The following is a 16883-nucleotide window of genomic DNA, read 5'->3' as shown; positions in this document are numbered from 1 at the left end:
ATTACGCTACGATAGTTGCTACAACACCAGCACCTACAGTACGACCACCTTCACGGATAGCAAAACGAAGACCTTCATCCATCGCGATTGGTGCGATTAGAGTTACTGTCATCTTGATGTTATCACCAGGCATTACCATTTCTACGCCATCTGGTAACTGTACGTCACCTGTTACGTCAGTTGTACGGAAGTAGAACTGTGGACGGTAACCTTTGAAGAATGGAGTATGACGACCACCTTCATCTTTCGAAAGTACGTATACTTCTGAAGTGAATGTAGTATGTGGGTTGATTGAACCAGGCTTAGCTAGTACTTGACCACGTTCAACATCTTCACGCTTAGTACCACGTAGAAGTGCGCCGATGTTTTCGCCAGCACGACCTTCGTCTAGAAGCTTACGGAACATTTCAACACCAGTACAAGTAGAACGAGTTGTATCATTGATACCAACAATTTCTACTTCGTCATTGATGCGAATGATACCAGCTTCAACACGACCAGTTACAACAGTACCACGACCCTGGATTGAGAAAACGTCTTCGATAGGCATGATGAATGGCTTATCGATGTCACGCTCTGGCTCTGGGATGTAAGTATCAAGTGCGTTTGCAAGCTCAACAATCTTATCTTCCCACTCTTTCTCGCCTTCTAACGCTTTAAGCGCAGAACCAGCAATTAGAGGTAAGTCATCACCTGGGAAATCGTATTCTGAAAGAAGTTCACGAACTTCCATTTCTACTAGTTCAAGTAGCTCTTCGTCATCTACCATGTCACATTTGTTCATGAACACGATGATGTAAGGAACGCCAACTTGACGAGAAAGAAGGATGTGCTCACGCGTTTGTGGCATAGGGCCATCAGTCGCAGCAACTACTAAGATCGCGCCGTCCATTTGAGCAGCACCAGTGATCATGTTTTTAACATAATCGGCGTGACCAGGACAATCTACGTGTGCGTAGTGACGTGAAGGAGTATCGTATTCAACGTGAGACGTTGAAATAGTGATACCACGTTCGCGCTCTTCAGGAGCGTTGTCGATTGATGCGAAATCTTTAGCAACACCGCCGTATACTTTTGCAAGTACGTTAGTGATTGCTGCAGTTAGTGTAGTTTTACCGTGGTCAACGTGGCCGATTGTACCAACGTTTACGTGCGGTTTTACGCGTTCAAACTTTTCTTTTGCCATCTTAAAAAATTCCTAATAAAGAAATTAAAGCCTGACTCACTATTGAGCCAGACAAGCTAAAATTATATAACAGCGCGAGCTGAAATTATTGTATCTGCAACGTTTTTAGAGGCTTCAGCGTACTTCACAAACTCCATAGAGTATGAGGCACGGCCCTGTGTTGCAGATCGTAAAGCAGTCGCATAACCAAACATTTCAGAAAGAGGAACCTGCGCATTAATTTGCTTAAGTCCACCTAATGCATCTTCCATGCCTTCGATTATGCCGCGGCGACGGTTTAAGTCGCCAACTACATCACCCATATTTGAATCAGGAGTGAGTACTTCAACCTTCATTACTGGCTCTAGTAGTACAGGGTTAGCTTTAAGCGCCCCATCTCTCATTGCCAGTGAACCTGCTATTTTAAATGCCATTTCATTCGAATCTACATCATGGAATGAACCATCATATAAAGTCGCTTTAACGCCAAGTAATGGGTAGCCTGCCAGTACACCTTGAGACATTTGCTCTTGGATACCTTTGTCTACCGCAGGGACGAACTCTTTAGGAACAGACCCACCTACGGTTTCGTTAACGAACTCGTAAATTGGTGACTCATCATCCGTAATATCCATCGGTTCAAGTTTAATCCAAACGTGACCATATTGACCACGACCACCTGACTGACGTATAAACTTCCCTTCAACCTTAACAGTTGAACGAATAGCTTCTCGGTATGAGACCTGCGGCTTACCAACGTTACATTCAACACTGAATTCACGTTTCATACGGTCGACGATGATATCTAGGTGAAGTTCACCCATGCCAGAAATTATAACCTGGCCTGATTCTTCGTCAGTTTGTACGCGAAAAGAAGGGTCTTCAGCAGCTAGTTTACCCAGCGCGATACCCATCTTATCTTGGTCAGCTATAGTGCGAGGCTCAACCGCAATAGAGATTACTGGTTCTGGGAATTCCATACGCTCAAGCGTAATAATAGAATTCGGATCACACAGTGTTTCACCTGTTGTTACGTCTTTAAGACCAATAGCTGCCGCGATGTCGCCTGCGAAAACTTCTTTGATCTCTTCACGAGAGTTTGAATGCATCTGTACGATACGGCCAAGTCGCTCACGCTTACTTTTTACTGGATTATATACCGTGTCACCCTGTTTAACAGTACCAGAGTAAACACGGAAAAAGGTCAAGGTTCCAACAAACGGGTCTGTTGCAATCTTAAAAGCGAGTGCAGCAAACGGCGCCTTATCATTAGCTGGACGTTCTTCCTCAGTACCATTTTCTAAGATACCTTGGATTTGTTTCACTTGCTCTGGTGAGGGCATATATTCAACAACGCAATCAAGCACAGCTTGAACACCTTTGTTTTTAAATGCGCTACCACAAGTAACTGGAACAATCTCATTAGCTAATGTTCGTTGGCGTAAAGCATTTTTAATTTCTGCTTCACTTAACTCTTCACCTTCTAAGTATTTATCCATTAGTTCTTCTGTTGCTTCAGCAGCGCTTTCAACTAAGTGAGAGCGCCATTCTTCAGCTAATTCCAGAAGTTCTGCCGGTATTGCCTCATAAGAGAAAGTCATACCCTGGTCCGCTTCGTTCCAGTTAATCACTTTCATTTTTATAAGGTCAATAACACCTTTAAAGTCGTCCTCAGCGCCTACAGGCAACTGAATTGGAGCAGGCGTTGCTCCAAGACGAGATTTCACCTGACTAACCACAGCTAAGAAGTCAGCGCCCGTGCGATCCATTTTATTTACGAAGATCATTCTCGGAACTTCGTATTTGTTCGCTTGACGCCAAACTGTCTCAGTTTGCGGCTGTACACCAGATGAAGCACAAAGAACAACTACCGCACCATCTAATACGCGTAAAGAACGCTCTACTTCGATAGTGAAATCTACGTGTCCTGGAGTATCAATAATATTGATACGATGGGCGTCAAATTGAGCGTCCATCCCTTTCCAAAAACACGTTGTTGCAGCAGAAGTGATTGTGATACCACGCTCTTGTTCCTGCTCCATCCAATCCATAGTTGCAGCGCCATCATGTACTTCACCGATCTTATGAGAAAGACCCGTGTAGAACAGAACACGTTCTGTTGTGGTGGTTTTGCCTGCATCTACGTGAGCGACAATACCTATATTACGATAGCGCTCAAGTGGAGTTGTACGTGCCATATGATCCTCTTAAAGGTTAAAGACAGATTACCAACGGTAATGAGCGAATGCTTTATTCGCTTCAGCCATACGGTGAACGTCTTCACGTTTCTTAACCGCAGTGCCTTTATTATCAGAAGCGTCAACGATTTCTTGAGCTAAACGTAAGCCCATAGATTTTTCGCCACGCTTACGTGCAGCGTCTACTAACCAACGCATACCTAATGCGTTACGACGAACTGGACGTACTTCAACTGGTACTTGATAAGTTGAACCACCAACACGGCGAGATTTAACTTCTACCTGTGGGCGGATGTTATCAAGTGCAGTTTCAAAGATTTCTAGGTGCGACTTGCCTGATTTCTCAGCAGCCACGTCTAGCGCACCATAAACAATTTTTTCAGCAGTAGATTTCTTGCCGTCTAACATCACGATGTTAACGAATTTAGCAAGAAGTTCCGATCCGAACTTAGGATCTGGAAGAATTTTACGTTGACCGATTACGCGTCTTCTAGGCATTTTGTATCTCCGGTTTATTCAGGTTTGCTCTTTCGAGTCAATCACCCAAAACAATAATTATATATATTTAGTGCTTGGCCTTACTAACGGAATACAATTAGCCTTTAGGGCGTTTTGTACCGTATTTAGAACGAGCTTGACGACGATCGCTAACGCCTGCACAGTCAAGTGCACCACGAACAGTGTGAAAACGCACACCTGGTAAATCTTTAACACGACCACCACGGATTAGGATTACACTATGCTCTTGAAGGTTATGACCTTCACCGCCAATGTATGAAGTTACTTCGAAACCGTTAGTTAAACGTACACGTGCTACTTTACGTAACGCCGAGTTTGGTTTCTTAGGTGTAGTTGTATATACGCGAGTACATACACCGCGCTTTTGCGGACACGCTTTTAGTGCAGCTGAGTTACTTTTCGTAACCTTGCTACGGCGTGGCTTACGCACTAGCTGGTTAATAGTTGCCATTTAAATAGCTCCTGAAATTAAAATTACTACTGAAAAAAATAAAAAATCCGCCCTTTATTTACGAGCCTGCATTAAGCACACAAGTAAATGGGTGGCGGAATTTTAATGAGCAAAGTTTAACCTGTCAACCTAAACTAACCGCAAGACAGCATATAACTGCCTTGCGATTACTTAATCTATTGATTAAGAACAGTTTATTGATTTCCAGACAAATCAGCATTTAGAGCGTCTGTAAGTGCTTGAGTTGCCTCTTCTGCACTTACTGTTTGCTCTTCTACTACTACTTTGCTTTGTTTACGGCGAGCCATACGTTCTTGATGATNCCGGCTGGGATCAAACGACCCACAATTACGTTTTCTTTAAGACCGCGAAGCTCATCGCTCTTACCATTCACTGCCGCATCTGTAAGAACACGTGTTGTCTCTTGGAAAGACGCTGCAGAGATGAAAGATTCTGTTGCTAGTGATGCTTTTGTGATACCCATTAACTGGATTTCAAACTTAGCTGGTATCTTACCTTGTTTTTCAAGGTCACGGTTTGCGATATTAACGCGCGCCACTTCGATTTGTTCACCGGCTAAGAAGTCAGTATCACCGCCGTGCATAATGGTACATTTACGTAACATTTGACGGATAATGGTTTCAATGTGCTTGTCATTGATCTTAACGCCTTGCAAACGGTAAACCTCTTGCACTTCGTTAACGATATAGTTAGCAACATGAGTCACACCACGTAGGCGCAAGATGTCATGCGGTGATTCAGGACCATCGGCGATAACTTCACCTTTAGACACTTGCTCACCTTCAAACACGTTAAGTTGACGCCATTTAGGAATCATCTCTTCGTAATGATCACCTTCAGCTGGAGTAATAACTAAACGTTTCTTACCTTTAGTCTCTTTACCGAAGCTAATTGTACCAGTTACTTCAGCTAATATAGCTGGTTCTTTTGGCTTACGAGCTTCAAATAAGTCGGCTACGCGTGGTAGACCACCCGTGATATCACGAGTTTTCGAACCTTCTTGCGGAATACGTGCTAACACGTCACCTGGGTTTGCTGTAACGCCATCAATAACTTCAATCGTCGTGAATGAAGGAAGACGTGTTTCTTGCAGACCGCGCTCTTCACTTTCGATGATAAGCTTTGGTTCTTTCGTATTTACTTTAGCAAGATCTTTTACAACTACACGGGTTAAACCAGTTAGCTCATCAGTCTGTGCTTCAGTATTTGAATCATCGATATCGCTGAACGATACTTTTGATTTATGCTCAAGAACGATTGGGTGACTATGCGGGTCCCAAGTAGCAACGATATCGTTACCTAGAACTTCAGCATTGTCTTGCACTGTTAATACCGCACCGTAAGGTACTTTATAACGTTCTTTCTCACGACCATGACTATCAATGATAGTAATTTCCGTAGAACGAGAGGTAATAACAATCTTACCGTCTGTGTTTAATACGTACTTAGAGTTATGAAGTTTTAATGTACCGTTAGTTTTAACTTGTACATTATTTTCTGCAGACGCTCTAGATGCCGCACCACCGATGTGGAAGGTACGCATTGTTAACTGTGTACCCGGCTCACCGATTGACTGTGCCGCGATAACACCCACTGATTCACCAGCGTTGATGATATGACCACGTGCTAGGTCACGACCGTAACAGTTAGCACAAACACCAAAGTCATTATCACAAGTGATAACAGAACGTACACGAACTTCATCTACTGAATGCTCTTCTAAAAGATCACACAGTTTTTCGTCTAGCATGATATTACGTTCAACAAGCACTGTATTAGTACCTGGAATCACAATATCTTCAGCAACAACACGACCTAGAACACGTTCACGAAGTGCTTCTACAACATCACCACCTTCAATAAGCGGTTTCATTGTTAAGCCATCTTCTGTGCCACAGTCATCTTCATTGATTACCAAATCTTGTGCAACGTCTACTAGACGACGCGTTAGGTAACCCGAGTTTGCTGTTTTAAGTGCTGTATCGGCAAGACCTTTACGCGCACCATGCGTTGAGATGAAGTACTGAAGTACGTTTAGACCTTCACGGAAGTTAGCTGTGATTGGAGTCTCGATGATTGAACCATCTGGACGTGCCATTAGACCACGCATACCCGCCAACTGACGAATCTGTGCAGCACTACCACGAGCACCTGAGTCGGCCATCATAAACACTGAGTTAAATGACGGTTGCTCTACTTCTTCACCTTGTGCATTGATAACTGTGTCTTTCGACAAGTTAGACATCATCTCACGTGATAAGTTTTCGTTTACACGTGACCAGATATCGATAACTTTGTTGTACTTTTCACCAGCCGTTACAAGACCTGATTGGAATTGTTGGTTGATTTCAGTAACTTCAGCTTCAGCTGATTCAATTATCTGTGCTTTAACCGGTGGGATAACTAAGTCATCAATACCGATAGAAACACCTGACTTCATTGCATAATGGAAACCGGTGTACATAACTTGGTCAGCAAAGATAACTGTATCTTTAAGACCTAGACGACGGTAACACTCATTCAATAAGCCAGAAATCTGCTTTTTACCTAGCGGCTGGTTGATTGACGCAAACGGCATGCCTTTAGGTAAAATTAGAGACAGAATTGCACGACCAACAGTTGTATCGATAACAGTAATAGTATCTTCTACTACGCCGTCTTCGTTTTTAACTGATTGGCTAATACGTACTTTCACAATTGCGTGAAGGTCTGCATTGCCACTGCGGTATGCTTTTTCTGCTTCTTTTGGATCTTTAAATATCGCGCCTTCGCCTTTAGCGTTAATGCGGTCACGAGTCATGTAATAAAGACCCAATACAACATCCTGTGAAGGAACGATGATTGGCTCACCATTCGCAGGAGATAGAATGTTGTTTGTTGACATCATCAATGCACGAGCTTCAAGCTGCGCTTCGATTGTTAACGGTACGTGTACCGCCATTTGGTCACCATCGAAATCGGCGTTGTACGCCGCACATACTAATGGATGCAAATGAATCGCTTTACCTTCGATAAGCACAGGCTCAAACGCTTGGATACCCAAACGGTGAAGTGTTGGTGCACGGTTAAGTAATACTGGATGTTCACGAATTACTTCGTCAAGTACATCCCATACTTCCGGAACTTCACGTTCAACCATCTTCTTAGCAGCTTTGATTGTCGTAGCCATGCCGCGACGTTCTAATTTGCCATAGATGAATGGTTTGAATAGCTCTAGTGCCATCTTCTTAGGAAGACCACATTGGTGAAGCTTAAGTGTAGGACCAACTGTGATTACAGAACGGCCTGAATAATCTACACGCTTACCAAGTAAGTTCTGACGGAAACGACCTTGCTTACCCTTGATCATATCAGCAAGAGATTTAAGAGGACGTTTGTTAGAACCTGTAATTGCACGACCACGACGACCGTTATCAAGTAGCGCATCTACCGCTTCTTGTAACATACGTTTTTCGTTACGTACAATAATGTCTGGTGCTGCTAAATCTAGTAAACGCTTAAGACGGTTATTACGGTTAATAACACGACGGTAAAGGTCATTTAGATCAGATGTCGCAAAACGACCACCGTCTAATGGTACTAATGGGCGTAGATCAGGTGGCAATACTGGAAGTACTGTCATGATCATCCACTCAGGGTTATTACCTGATTGGTGGAACGATTCCATTAACTTAAGACGTTTAGTGATTTTTTTACGCTTAGTTTCAGAGTTAATTGTTGGTAACTCTTCACGCATCTCAGCAATTAATTGAGCAAGATCAAGTTCACGAAGCAAGTCTAAAACTGCTTCAGCACCCATCTTAGCTTCAAACTCATCACCGTGCTCTTCTAGTGAATCTAAGTATTCTTCTTCACCTAATAACTGACCACGCTCAAGCGTTGTCATACCAGGTTCAGTTACTACGAATGATTCGAAGTAAAGAACACGTTCAATATCACGAAGCGTCATATCTAGCATTAAGCCAATACGTGACGGTAATGATTTTAAAAACCATATATGTGCAACTGGGCTCGCAAGGTCGATATGACCCATACGATCGCGTCGCACTTTAGTGAGTGTTACTTCAACGCCACACTTTTCACAGATCACACCACGGTGTTTAAGGCGTTTATATTTACCACATAAACACTCATAATCTTTCACTGGGCCGAAAATACGGGCACAGAATAAGCCATCGCGCTCAGGCTTGAAAGTACGGTAGTTAATAGTCTCAGGTTTCTTTACTTCACCGTATGACCATGAACGAACCATGTCTGGTGAAGCAAGACCAATGCGAATTGCATCGAATTCTTCGGTCTTATTTTGTTGCTTCAGAAACTTAAGTAAGTCTTTCACCTTAGCTCTCCTGTCGGAGTTAATCTTGAGGACGGATAATCTCGTCCCTACATTCTATTCAGCCGTAACAGATGCTGCAGCGTTAACTGCAGCATCTAATTGGCTTAATTTTCTTCCAACTCGATGTTGATACCTAGTGAGCGGATTTCTTTCAACAATACGTTGAACGATTCTGGCATACCTGGTTCCATTTTATGGTTACCATCAACGATGTTTTTATACATCTTAGTACGACCGTTCACGTCATCCGATTTCACTGTTAGCATTTCTTGTAGAGTGTAAGCAGCACCATAAGCTTCAAGTGCCCATACTTCCATCTCACCAAAACGCTGGCCACCGAACTGTGCTTTACCACCCAGCGGCTGCTGAGTAACAAGGCTGTAAGAACCAGTAGAACGTGCGTGCATCTTATCGTCAACCAAGTGGTTAAGTTTAAGCATGTACATGTAACCAACAGTTACTTGACGTTCAAACTGATCGCCAGTACGGCCATCATAAAGTGTAACCTGACCACTACGAGGATAGCCCGCAAGCTCAAGCATGTCTTTGATTTCGCTTTCTTTCGCGCCATCAAATGCAGGAGTAGCTATTGGTAAACCACCTTTTAAGTTTTCAGCTAGACGACGAATTTCGTCATCAGTGAAGCTAGCAATATCTACAACTTGGCGAGATTCGCCAATTTCGTATGCTTGCTTGATGAAGTCACGTAGCTCATGAAGCTCACGTTGCTCTTTCATCATCTCTTCAATACGTTCACCGATACCACGTGCAGCAAGACCCATATGTGTTTCAAGGATCTGACCGATGTTCATACGTGATGGTACACCTAGTGGATTCAATACGATATCTACCGTACGACCTTTGTCATCGTAAGGCATATCTTCTACTGGTACGATAGTCGAGATAACACCTTTGTTACCATGACGACCCGCCATTTTATCACCCGGTTGGATACGACGTTTAACAGCTAGGTATACTTTAACAATCTTAAGTACGCCTGGTGCTAAGTCATCACCTTGGGTAATTTTACGACGTTTGTTTTCAAACTTCTTATCGTATTCAGCTTTAAGTTCATCGTACTGTGCAGCTAGTTGCTCAAGCTCAGCTTGCTTGTCTTCTTCAGCAAGGCTTTGCGTAAGTACTTTTTCAGCATTTAGAGATGCAAGTTTATCTTCATCAAAACCAGCAGCTATAAGTAGCTTACGTGCACGGTCTAAAACGCCTGCTTCTAAAATACGGAACTCTTCGTTGAAGTCTTTCTTCGCTTCGCGAAGCTGCATGTCTTCAACTTCTAACGCGCGTTTATCTTTTTCAACACCATCACGGGTGAAAACTTGCACGTCAATTACAGTACCAGTTACAGAATTTGGTACACGTAAAGAGCTGTCTTTAACGTCAGACGCTTTTTCGCCGAAGATAGCACGCAGTAGCTTCTCTTCAGGTGTAAGCTGTGTCTCGCCTTTAGGAGTCACTTTACCTACTAGGATATCGCCGCCTTTAACTTCAGCACCAATATATACAACGCCTGATTCATCAAGCTTGCCTAGCGCAGACTCACCCACATTCGGGATATCTGCAGTGATCTCTTCTGGACCTAATTTAGTATCACGGGCAACACACTGTAGTTCTTGAATATGGATAGTCGTTAGACGATCTTCTTCAACTACGCGCTCTGATAACAAGATTGAATCTTCGAAGTTATAACCGTTCCATGGCATGAATGCCACGCGAAGGTTTTGACCAAGGGCTAAGTCACCTAAGTCAGTCGAAGGACCATCTGCTAACACGTCACCACGAGTAACCGGTTCGCCAACCATACAAGTTGGTTTTTGGTTAATACATGTATTTTGGTTTGAACGTGTGTATTTGGTTAAGTTGTAGATGTCGATGCCCGCTTCACCAGGAATGCGTTCTTCTTCATGTACATTTACAACGATGCGACTTGCGTCAGCATACATTACTTCACCACCACGTTTAGCAACGATAGTTACACCAGAATCTTTCGCTAGTGTTAACTCAATACCAGTACCTACTAACGGCTTATCCGCTTTCAATGTTGGTACTGCTTGACGTTGCATGTTTGAACCCATCAATGCACGGTTAGCATCATCGTGTTCTAGGAACGGGATAAGTGCTGCCGCTACAGAGATCACCTGTTGTGGTGATACATCCATATACTGCTGGTCCATGCGACCCATAAAGGTAGATTCACCTTTGTGACGACATGGGATAAGTTCATCAACAAACTCATTGGTTTCAGTTAAGTTTGAGTTCGCCTGTGCGATAACAAACTGACCTTCTTCAATGGCTGATAAATAATCAACTTCATCAGTTACAACACCGTCTACCACTTTGCGGTAAGGTGTTTCTAAGAAACCGTAGTCATTTGTACGTGCGTACGTAGACAACGAGTTAATTAGACCGATATTTGGACCCTCAGGAGTCTCGATTGGACATACGCGACCATAGTGAGTTACGTGAACGTCACGTACTTCAAAGCCTGCGCGTTCACGAGTTAGACCGCCCGGACCTAATGCAGAGATACGACGTTTATGCGTAACTTCTGATAGTGGGTTATTTTGGTCCATAAACTGTGATAACTGAGACGAGCCGAAGAACTCTTTAACCGCTGCCGAAATAGGCTTAGCGTTAATAAGATCTTGTGGCATTATCGCGTCAAGGTCACCTAAGCTTAAACGCTCACGTACAGCACGTTCAACACGTACTAGACCAACACGGAATTGGTTCTCAGCCATTTCGCCAACACTACGTATACGACGGTTGCCTAAGTGATCGATATCATCAACATCGCCTTGACCGTTACGAATAGCAATTAATACTTTCATAACAGACACGATGTCTTCTTTGCTTAATGTGCCAGGGCCTGTGTCTGTATCGTAACCAACACGGCTATTGAACTTCATACGACCTACAGTAGATAAGTCATAACGTTCTTCAGAGAAGAACAAGTTCTGGAATAAGGCTTCAGCCGCGTCTTTCGTCGGTGGCTCGCCTGGGCGCATCATGCGGTAAATTTCTACTAGTGCTTCTAAACGGCTGCTTGCAGAGTCAATGTTCAAAGTATTTGACATGTAAGCACCGCTGTCCACTTCATTGATATATAACGTATCAATTTTAGTGTAACCGGCTTTAACCAATTCAGCCATTAGCTCTAGAGTTAGCTCGTCATTTGCATTTGCAATAACTTCACCAGTTGACTCATCAACATAGTTTTTAGCTACAATACGGCCAATGATGTACTCATGTGGTACTTCTAATTGCTTAATGCCTTTCTTCTCGATGCTCTTGATGTGGCGAGCCGTAACACGACGACCTCTTTCAACAAATACTTCACCGTCTTCGCTCTTGATATCAAAAGCGGCAGTTTCACCACGTAAGCGCGAAGGTACAAGTTCCATAAGAACTTTGCCATTCGTTACTTCAAACGTAGTGTTATCGAAGAACATATCTAGGATTTGTTCGCTAGAATACTCTAGTGCACGTAGGATGATAGACGCCGGTAATTTACGACGACGGTCAATACGTACATATAAGTTATCTTTTGCATCAAATTCGAAGTCTAACCATGAACCACGGTAAGGTATAACGCGTGCGTTATATAATACTTTACCCGATGAATGGGTTTTACCGCGGTCGTTATCAAAGAATACACCAGGGCTACGGTGTAGCTGAGAAACGATAACACGCTCTGTACCATTGATTACAAAAGTACCGGTATCTGTCATGAGCGGAATTTCGCCCATGTAAACTTCTTGCTCTTTAATGTCTTTAACTGTGCCTGGTGCTTCTTTGTCCATAACAACAAGACGCAGTTTCACGCGAAGTGGAGCAGAATAAGTCACACCGCGAATTTGACATTCTTTTACATCGAAAACTGGCTCACCAATACGGTAACTTACGTATTGAAGCTCAGAATTTCCCGAGTAGCTTTTAATAGGGAACACAGAACGGAAGGCAGCTTCCAAACCATGATCGCCATCAGCGTCCGGCACTAAGAATTTTTTAAACGATTCTAACTGTGTAGACAGTAAAAAAGGTATATCCAAAACTTGTGGACGTTTACCAAAATCCTTACGGATACGTTTCTTTTCAGAATAAGAGTAAGCCATGGGGTTCCTCAGCTTGCTGATCTTTGACCCGACCTGTTCTTGTAAGAACAGACTTAACTGGCAGCTATGCCAAGATTTTACAACATTTAACTGTTGTTCTAATTAGATCCCACTTTAACACTAGCAAACTATAAAGCGTTGAAAGTAAAGAAAAAATCAGATTTTATTTGAGCTAAAAGAGTGCATCACTCTATAGCGCAAAAAGGCCGGTGATTAAATAATCACCAGCCCTTGCCTGATTTCTCAGGCAGCGAACTTAGCAAAAGCTAAATTACTTAACCTCAACTTCAGCACCAGCTTCAGTAAGATCTTTTGCAAGTGCTTCAGCTTCTTCTTTAGATACACCTTCTTTAACAGGTGTAGGAGCAGCTTCAACAAGAGCTTTCGCTTCTTTAAGGCCAAGGCCAGTTGCGCTACGAACAGCTTTGATTGCAGAAACCTTGTTAGCGCCAGCGCCAGTAAGGATTACGTCAAATTCTGTTTTCTCTTCAGCAGCTTCAGCAGCTGGACCAGCTACCATTGCAGCTGCAGCAGTTACGCCGAATTTTTCTTCCATTGCTTCGATAAGAGCAACAACGTCCATTACTGACATTTCAGCAATTGCGTCAAGGATTTGGTCTTTAGATACAGACATTACAAATTTCCTAATAATTAACGGACATTACGTCCAAATAAATTTTTACACCGAAAGTGAGATTAAACAGCTTAAAATTAAGCAGCTTGCTCTTCTTTCTGTACACGTACTGCTTCAATTGTTTTACACAATTTGCCAGCAGACGCTTCTTTCATAGCACTCATTAAGCGTGCAACAGCTTCGTCGTATGTAGGTAATGTAGCAAGCATTGCTGCATCAACAACATTTCCTTCAAAAGCGGCCGTTTTAAGCTCGAATTTCTCATTCTTTTTCGCGAAATCTGAAAAGATACGCGCAGCAGCACCTGGGTGCTCTGATGAGAAAGCGATTAAGCTTGGACCAACAAATGAATCAGAAAGACACTCAAAATCTGTTCCTTCAAGAGCACGTTTTGCTAAAGTGTTACGGACAACTTTCATCCAAACACCATTTGCACGAGCTTCTTTACGAAGGGCAGTGATTGCGCCAACTGTTACACCACGAGAATCTGCAACAACTGCAGATAGAGCACCATTGGCTGCTTCGTTGACTTCAGCAACTATTGCTTTTTTGCCTTGAAGATTTAAAGCCATGGGTGTTACTCCTGGTTTAATGGGGATACCGATTATCGGATTCCCCTGTTCTACTCTTCCCTACCAAACAAGGTAGAGATGCTTTTTACGGCGAGAGCCAGAAGGATTAGGAAAAATCTATCTGGGGTCTACACCGTCTACGTAGGTGAATATTAAGGCCGAAGCCACCTACGGTCTTGGACGGAAGCCCAATTTATCGTTAACCCCGAAGGCTTAACGAAATTATGGACTTCAACCCGAATTCTTTACTTTGCCAATTAATAAATTAATCAACAAAATGGCGCGAAATTATAGTACAAATTTCACGCCATGTAAACACTGATTAAGCTACAGTTGTGCTTAAAGTGTTTTGGTCAACAGAAACGCCTGCGCCCATTGTTGTAGAGATAGTTACTTTCTTCAAGTAAACACCTTTAGCTTGAGAAGGTTTAGCCTTCTTAAGCGCAACAATTAGAGACTCAAGGTTTTGTTGTAATTGCTCTGCAGTGAAATCAACCTTACCAATAGTAGTATGGATGATGCCATTTTTGTCATTACGGTAACGTACTTGACCTGCTTTAGCATTTTTAACTGCTTCTGCAACGTTAGGCGTTACAGTACCAGTTTTAGGGTTTGGCATTAGACCACGTGGGCCTAAGATTTGACCTAGTTGACCAACAACACGCATAGCGTCTGGTGATGCAACAACAACGTCAAAGTTCATCTCGCCTTTTTTAACTAGTTCAGCAAGATCTTCCATGCCTACTAATTCAGCACCGGCTTCTTTTGCAGCTTCTGCATTAGCGCCTTGTGTGAATACAGCAACACGAACGTCACGACCAGTACCGTTAGGTAGTACAGTAGCACCACGAACGTTTTGATCAGATTTACGAGCATCGATACCAAGGTTAACGGCAACGTCAACACTTTCTACGAATTTAGCTGTCGCTAACTCTTTTAAAAGAGCAACTGCTTCATTGATTTCGTAATCTTTTGTTACTTCCACTTTTTCGCGGATAGTACGCATACGTTTAGTTAATTTAGCCATTTCTTAGTCCTCTACGTTCAAGCCCATCGCACGCGCAGAACCTGCGATAGTGCGAACCGCTGCGTCCATATCGGCAGCTGTAAGGTCAGTTCGTTTTGTCTCAACAATTTCTTCAAGTTGAGCACGAGTTACTGTGCCTACTTTATCAGTGTTAGGACGGCCTGAGCCTGACTTGATACCAGCAGCTTTCTTAAGTAAGTAAGCAGCAGGTGGCGTTTTCATGTCGAACGTAAATGAACGGTCACCGTAAACAGAGATCACTACAGGAACTGGAGCGCCTTTTTCGATAGACTCTGTACGTGCGTTAAACGCTTTACAGAATTCCATGATGTTTACACCGTGTTGACCTAGTGCAGGACCTACTGGAGGACTAGGATTAGCCATACCAGCGGCAACTTGTAGCTTGATTAGAGCTTCAACTTTTTTAGCCATTATAAATACCTCATTTGGTGGGTCTCAGCCTTGTGCGCGCGAGGACGCGTACTCTAACGGCTTCCCAGTTTAAAAATTGGTTTCGTACTTTTTGCACAGTAAAAATAAATTTTACCTTAATACAAAAAGGCCGCTGATTATAAGTTAATCAGCGGCCTTTTTCAAGCTTCATGCCAAAATTTAAATAAAAATTAGCGAAGCTTTTTTAATCAATTACTTATCTTGCTCAACTTGACCGAATTCAAGCTCAACTGGCGTAGAACGACCAAAAATAAGTACAGATACTTTTACGCGGCTCTTTTCGTAGTCAACCTCTTCAACTACACCACTGAAATCTGCAAATGGTCCGTCTGTAACGCGAACAACTTCACCTGGTTCAAATAATGTAGCAGGTTTAGGTGCTTCAGCATTTTCTTGAAGGCGATTAAGAATGCGTTCTGCTTCTTTAGGAGTTATTGGAGCAGGACGATCAGACGTTCCACCAATAAAGCCCATTACACGTTCAGTGCTGTTCACTAAGTGCCAGCTTGCGTCATTCATATCCATTTGTACTAATACATAACCTGGAAAGAATTTACGCTCAGATTTACGCTTTTGGCCAGCGCGCATCTCAACAACTTCTTCAGTTGGTACTAGTATCTCACCAAAGCTCGATTCAAGACCTTCGATTTTAATGTGTTCAGTTAACGTTTGAGCTACACGCTTTTCGTAACCAGAAAAGGCTTGTACTACATACCAACGTAACTTAATTTCTTTGTTCTCGTTCTCATCCGACATGGGATCAGATCTCCAATCCAGTTAAAAAGCCTACAGCGCGGAATAAAATGCCATCTAATCCCCAAAGGATAAGTGCCATAATCACTGTTGCAACCATTACAATTAATGTCGTGTGGGTAGTTTCTTGGCGCGTTGGCCAAATAACTTTGCGTACTTCAATTCGAGCTTCTTTAGCGAAAGCAAGAAAGTTACGTCCCTTAAATGTTTGCGAGGCAATTGCTAATCCGGCCGCTATTGCAACAACAACGCCGATAGCACGTAGTAGTACAGATTGATCTGCATACATGTGATTACCAACAACTGCGCCTGCAAGTAGCGCGATTGCTACTAACCACTTTACTGACTCCATCGCACTTGATGGTGTTTCTACATTCGTGCTCATAATATTATTACCTTAACTACAGACACAACAACCCTACACTACGGTAAGGTTAATCCATTAAAATCTAAACTTAAAAACAGACTTAATTTAAACCGGTTTTTAATCTCAGACTACTCAAACCACAAGTAAAACTGGCAGGGGCGGAGAGATTCGAACTCCCAACCATCGGTTTTGGAGACCGCTGTTCTACCAATTGGAACTACGCCCCTGCAAAGTGGATGCCTATTATACTTACGCAG

General features: G+C 42.9%; 11 protein-coding genes, 1 tRNA gene and 1 pseudogene. All 13 read right to left on the bottom strand.

What is annotated here, in order from left to right; translation table 11 throughout:
* Position 1: 1 nt before the first annotated feature.
* The 13 genes and pseudogenes from tuf to L654_RS0122535 all read right to left on the bottom strand — a co-directional run bounded on the left by tuf (position 2) and on the right by L654_RS0122535 (position 16853).
* Positions 2 to 1186, bottom strand: a complete 1185-nt coding sequence (gene tuf, locus L654_RS0122595; RefSeq protein ID WP_024589451.1) for an elongation factor Tu — start codon at positions 1184 to 1186, stop codon at positions 2 to 4.
* A 62-nt stretch (positions 1187 to 1248) separates the two neighbouring features.
* Positions 1249 to 3363 (bottom strand): elongation factor G, encoded by a 2115-nt coding sequence (gene fusA / locus L654_RS0122590; protein WP_024609122.1) that lies wholly within the window; start codon positions 3361 to 3363, stop codon positions 1249 to 1251.
* A 27-nt stretch (positions 3364 to 3390) separates the two neighbouring features.
* Positions 3391 to 3861: a 30S ribosomal protein S7 gene (gene rpsG / locus L654_RS0122585; RefSeq protein WP_010555004.1), complete on the bottom strand. Its 471-nt coding sequence runs from the start codon at positions 3859 to 3861 to the stop codon at positions 3391 to 3393.
* 97 nt (positions 3862 to 3958) lie between these two features.
* Positions 3959 to 4333, bottom strand: coding sequence for a 30S ribosomal protein S12 (gene rpsL, locus L654_RS0122580; RefSeq protein WP_008165517.1), 375 nt, complete (start codon positions 4331 to 4333; stop codon positions 3959 to 3961).
* A gap of 194 nt (positions 4334 to 4527) precedes the next feature.
* Positions 4528 to 8690: pseudogene (gene rpoC, locus L654_RS01000000126645) on the bottom strand (DNA-directed RNA polymerase subunit beta').
* Between the two features lie 104 nt (positions 8691 to 8794).
* On the bottom strand, positions 8795 to 12820 hold the full coding sequence (rpoB, locus tag L654_RS0122570) for a DNA-directed RNA polymerase subunit beta (RefSeq protein WP_024609121.1): 4026 nt from the start codon (positions 12818 to 12820) through the stop codon (positions 8795 to 8797).
* A 271-nt stretch (positions 12821 to 13091) separates the two neighbouring features.
* Complete coding sequence (gene rplL / locus L654_RS0122565) at positions 13092 to 13454, bottom strand: 50S ribosomal protein L7/L12 (protein WP_002958882.1); 363 nt, start codon at positions 13452 to 13454, stop codon at positions 13092 to 13094.
* A 77-nt stretch (positions 13455 to 13531) separates the two neighbouring features.
* On the bottom strand, positions 13532 to 14026 hold the full coding sequence (rplJ, locus tag L654_RS0122560) for a 50S ribosomal protein L10 (RefSeq protein ID WP_002958881.1): 495 nt from the start codon (positions 14024 to 14026) through the stop codon (positions 13532 to 13534).
* Positions 14027 to 14348: 322 nt separating this feature from the next.
* Positions 14349 to 15053 (bottom strand): 50S ribosomal protein L1, encoded by a 705-nt coding sequence (rplA, locus tag L654_RS0122555; RefSeq protein ID WP_007580124.1) that lies wholly within the window; start codon positions 15051 to 15053, stop codon positions 14349 to 14351.
* 3 nt (positions 15054 to 15056) lie between these two features.
* Positions 15057 to 15485 carry a 50S ribosomal protein L11 gene (rplK, locus tag L654_RS0122550; protein WP_002958879.1) on the bottom strand — a complete coding sequence of 143 codons (429 nt, stop codon included), beginning with the start codon at positions 15483 to 15485 and terminating at the stop codon, positions 15057 to 15059.
* Positions 15486 to 15698: 213 nt separating this feature from the next.
* Positions 15699 to 16262, bottom strand: a complete 564-nt coding sequence (gene nusG / locus L654_RS0122545; RefSeq protein WP_007580122.1) for a transcription termination/antitermination protein NusG — start codon at positions 16260 to 16262, stop codon at positions 15699 to 15701.
* A 4-nt stretch (positions 16263 to 16266) separates the two neighbouring features.
* A complete protein-coding gene (gene secE / locus L654_RS0122540) occupies positions 16267 to 16644 on the bottom strand; it encodes a preprotein translocase subunit SecE (RefSeq protein WP_002958877.1) in 378 nt (125 codons plus the stop codon).
* A gap of 132 nt (positions 16645 to 16776) precedes the next feature.
* A tRNA-Trp gene (locus tag L654_RS0122535) sits at positions 16777 to 16853 on the bottom strand.
* Positions 16854 to 16883 lie beyond the last annotated feature (30 nt).

This window comes from Pseudoalteromonas sp. TAB23 (assembly GCF_000498075.1).
GTDB classification, from domain to species: domain Bacteria; phylum Pseudomonadota; class Gammaproteobacteria; order Enterobacterales; family Alteromonadaceae; genus Pseudoalteromonas; species Pseudoalteromonas arctica.
The sequence above is the reverse complement of the archived record's forward strand: the minus strand, read 5'-3'. Positions and strand labels throughout refer to the sequence as shown.

What these genes read in the sequence shown, in the direction of transcription:
- rpsG (WP_010555004.1), bottom strand. Translation starts at nt 3,861, where the DNA reads ATGCCTAGAAGACGCGTAATCGGTCAACGTAAAATTCTTCCAGATCCT.
- fusA (WP_024609122.1), bottom strand. Translation starts at nt 3,363, where the DNA reads ATGGCACGTACAACTCCACTTGAGCGCTATCGTAATATAGGTATTGTC.
- rplA (WP_007580124.1), bottom strand. Translation starts at nt 15,053, where the DNA reads ATGGCTAAATTAACTAAACGTATGCGTACTATCCGCGAAAAAGTGGAA.
- secE (WP_002958877.1), bottom strand. Translation starts at nt 16,644, where the DNA reads ATGAGCACGAATGTAGAAACACCATCAAGTGCGATGGAGTCAGTAAAG.
- tuf (WP_024589451.1), bottom strand. Translation starts at nt 1,186, where the DNA reads ATGGCAAAAGAAAAGTTTGAACGCGTAAAACCGCACGTAAACGTTGGT.
- rplJ (WP_002958881.1), bottom strand. Translation starts at nt 14,026, where the DNA reads ATGGCTTTAAATCTTCAAGGCAAAAAAGCAATAGTTGCTGAAGTCAAC.
- nusG (WP_007580122.1), bottom strand. Translation starts at nt 16,262, where the DNA reads ATGTCGGATGAGAACGAGAACAAAGAAATTAAGTTACGTTGGTATGTA.
- rpoB (WP_024609121.1), bottom strand. Translation starts at nt 12,820, where the DNA reads ATGGCTTACTCTTATTCTGAAAAGAAACGTATCCGTAAGGATTTTGGT.
- rplK (WP_002958879.1), bottom strand. Translation starts at nt 15,485, where the DNA reads ATGGCTAAAAAAGTTGAAGCTCTAATCAAGCTACAAGTTGCCGCTGGT.
- rplL (WP_002958882.1), bottom strand. Translation starts at nt 13,454, where the DNA reads ATGTCTGTATCTAAAGACCAAATCCTTGACGCAATTGCTGAAATGTCA.
- rpsL (WP_008165517.1), bottom strand. Translation starts at nt 4,333, where the DNA reads ATGGCAACTATTAACCAGCTAGTGCGTAAGCCACGCCGTAGCAAGGTT.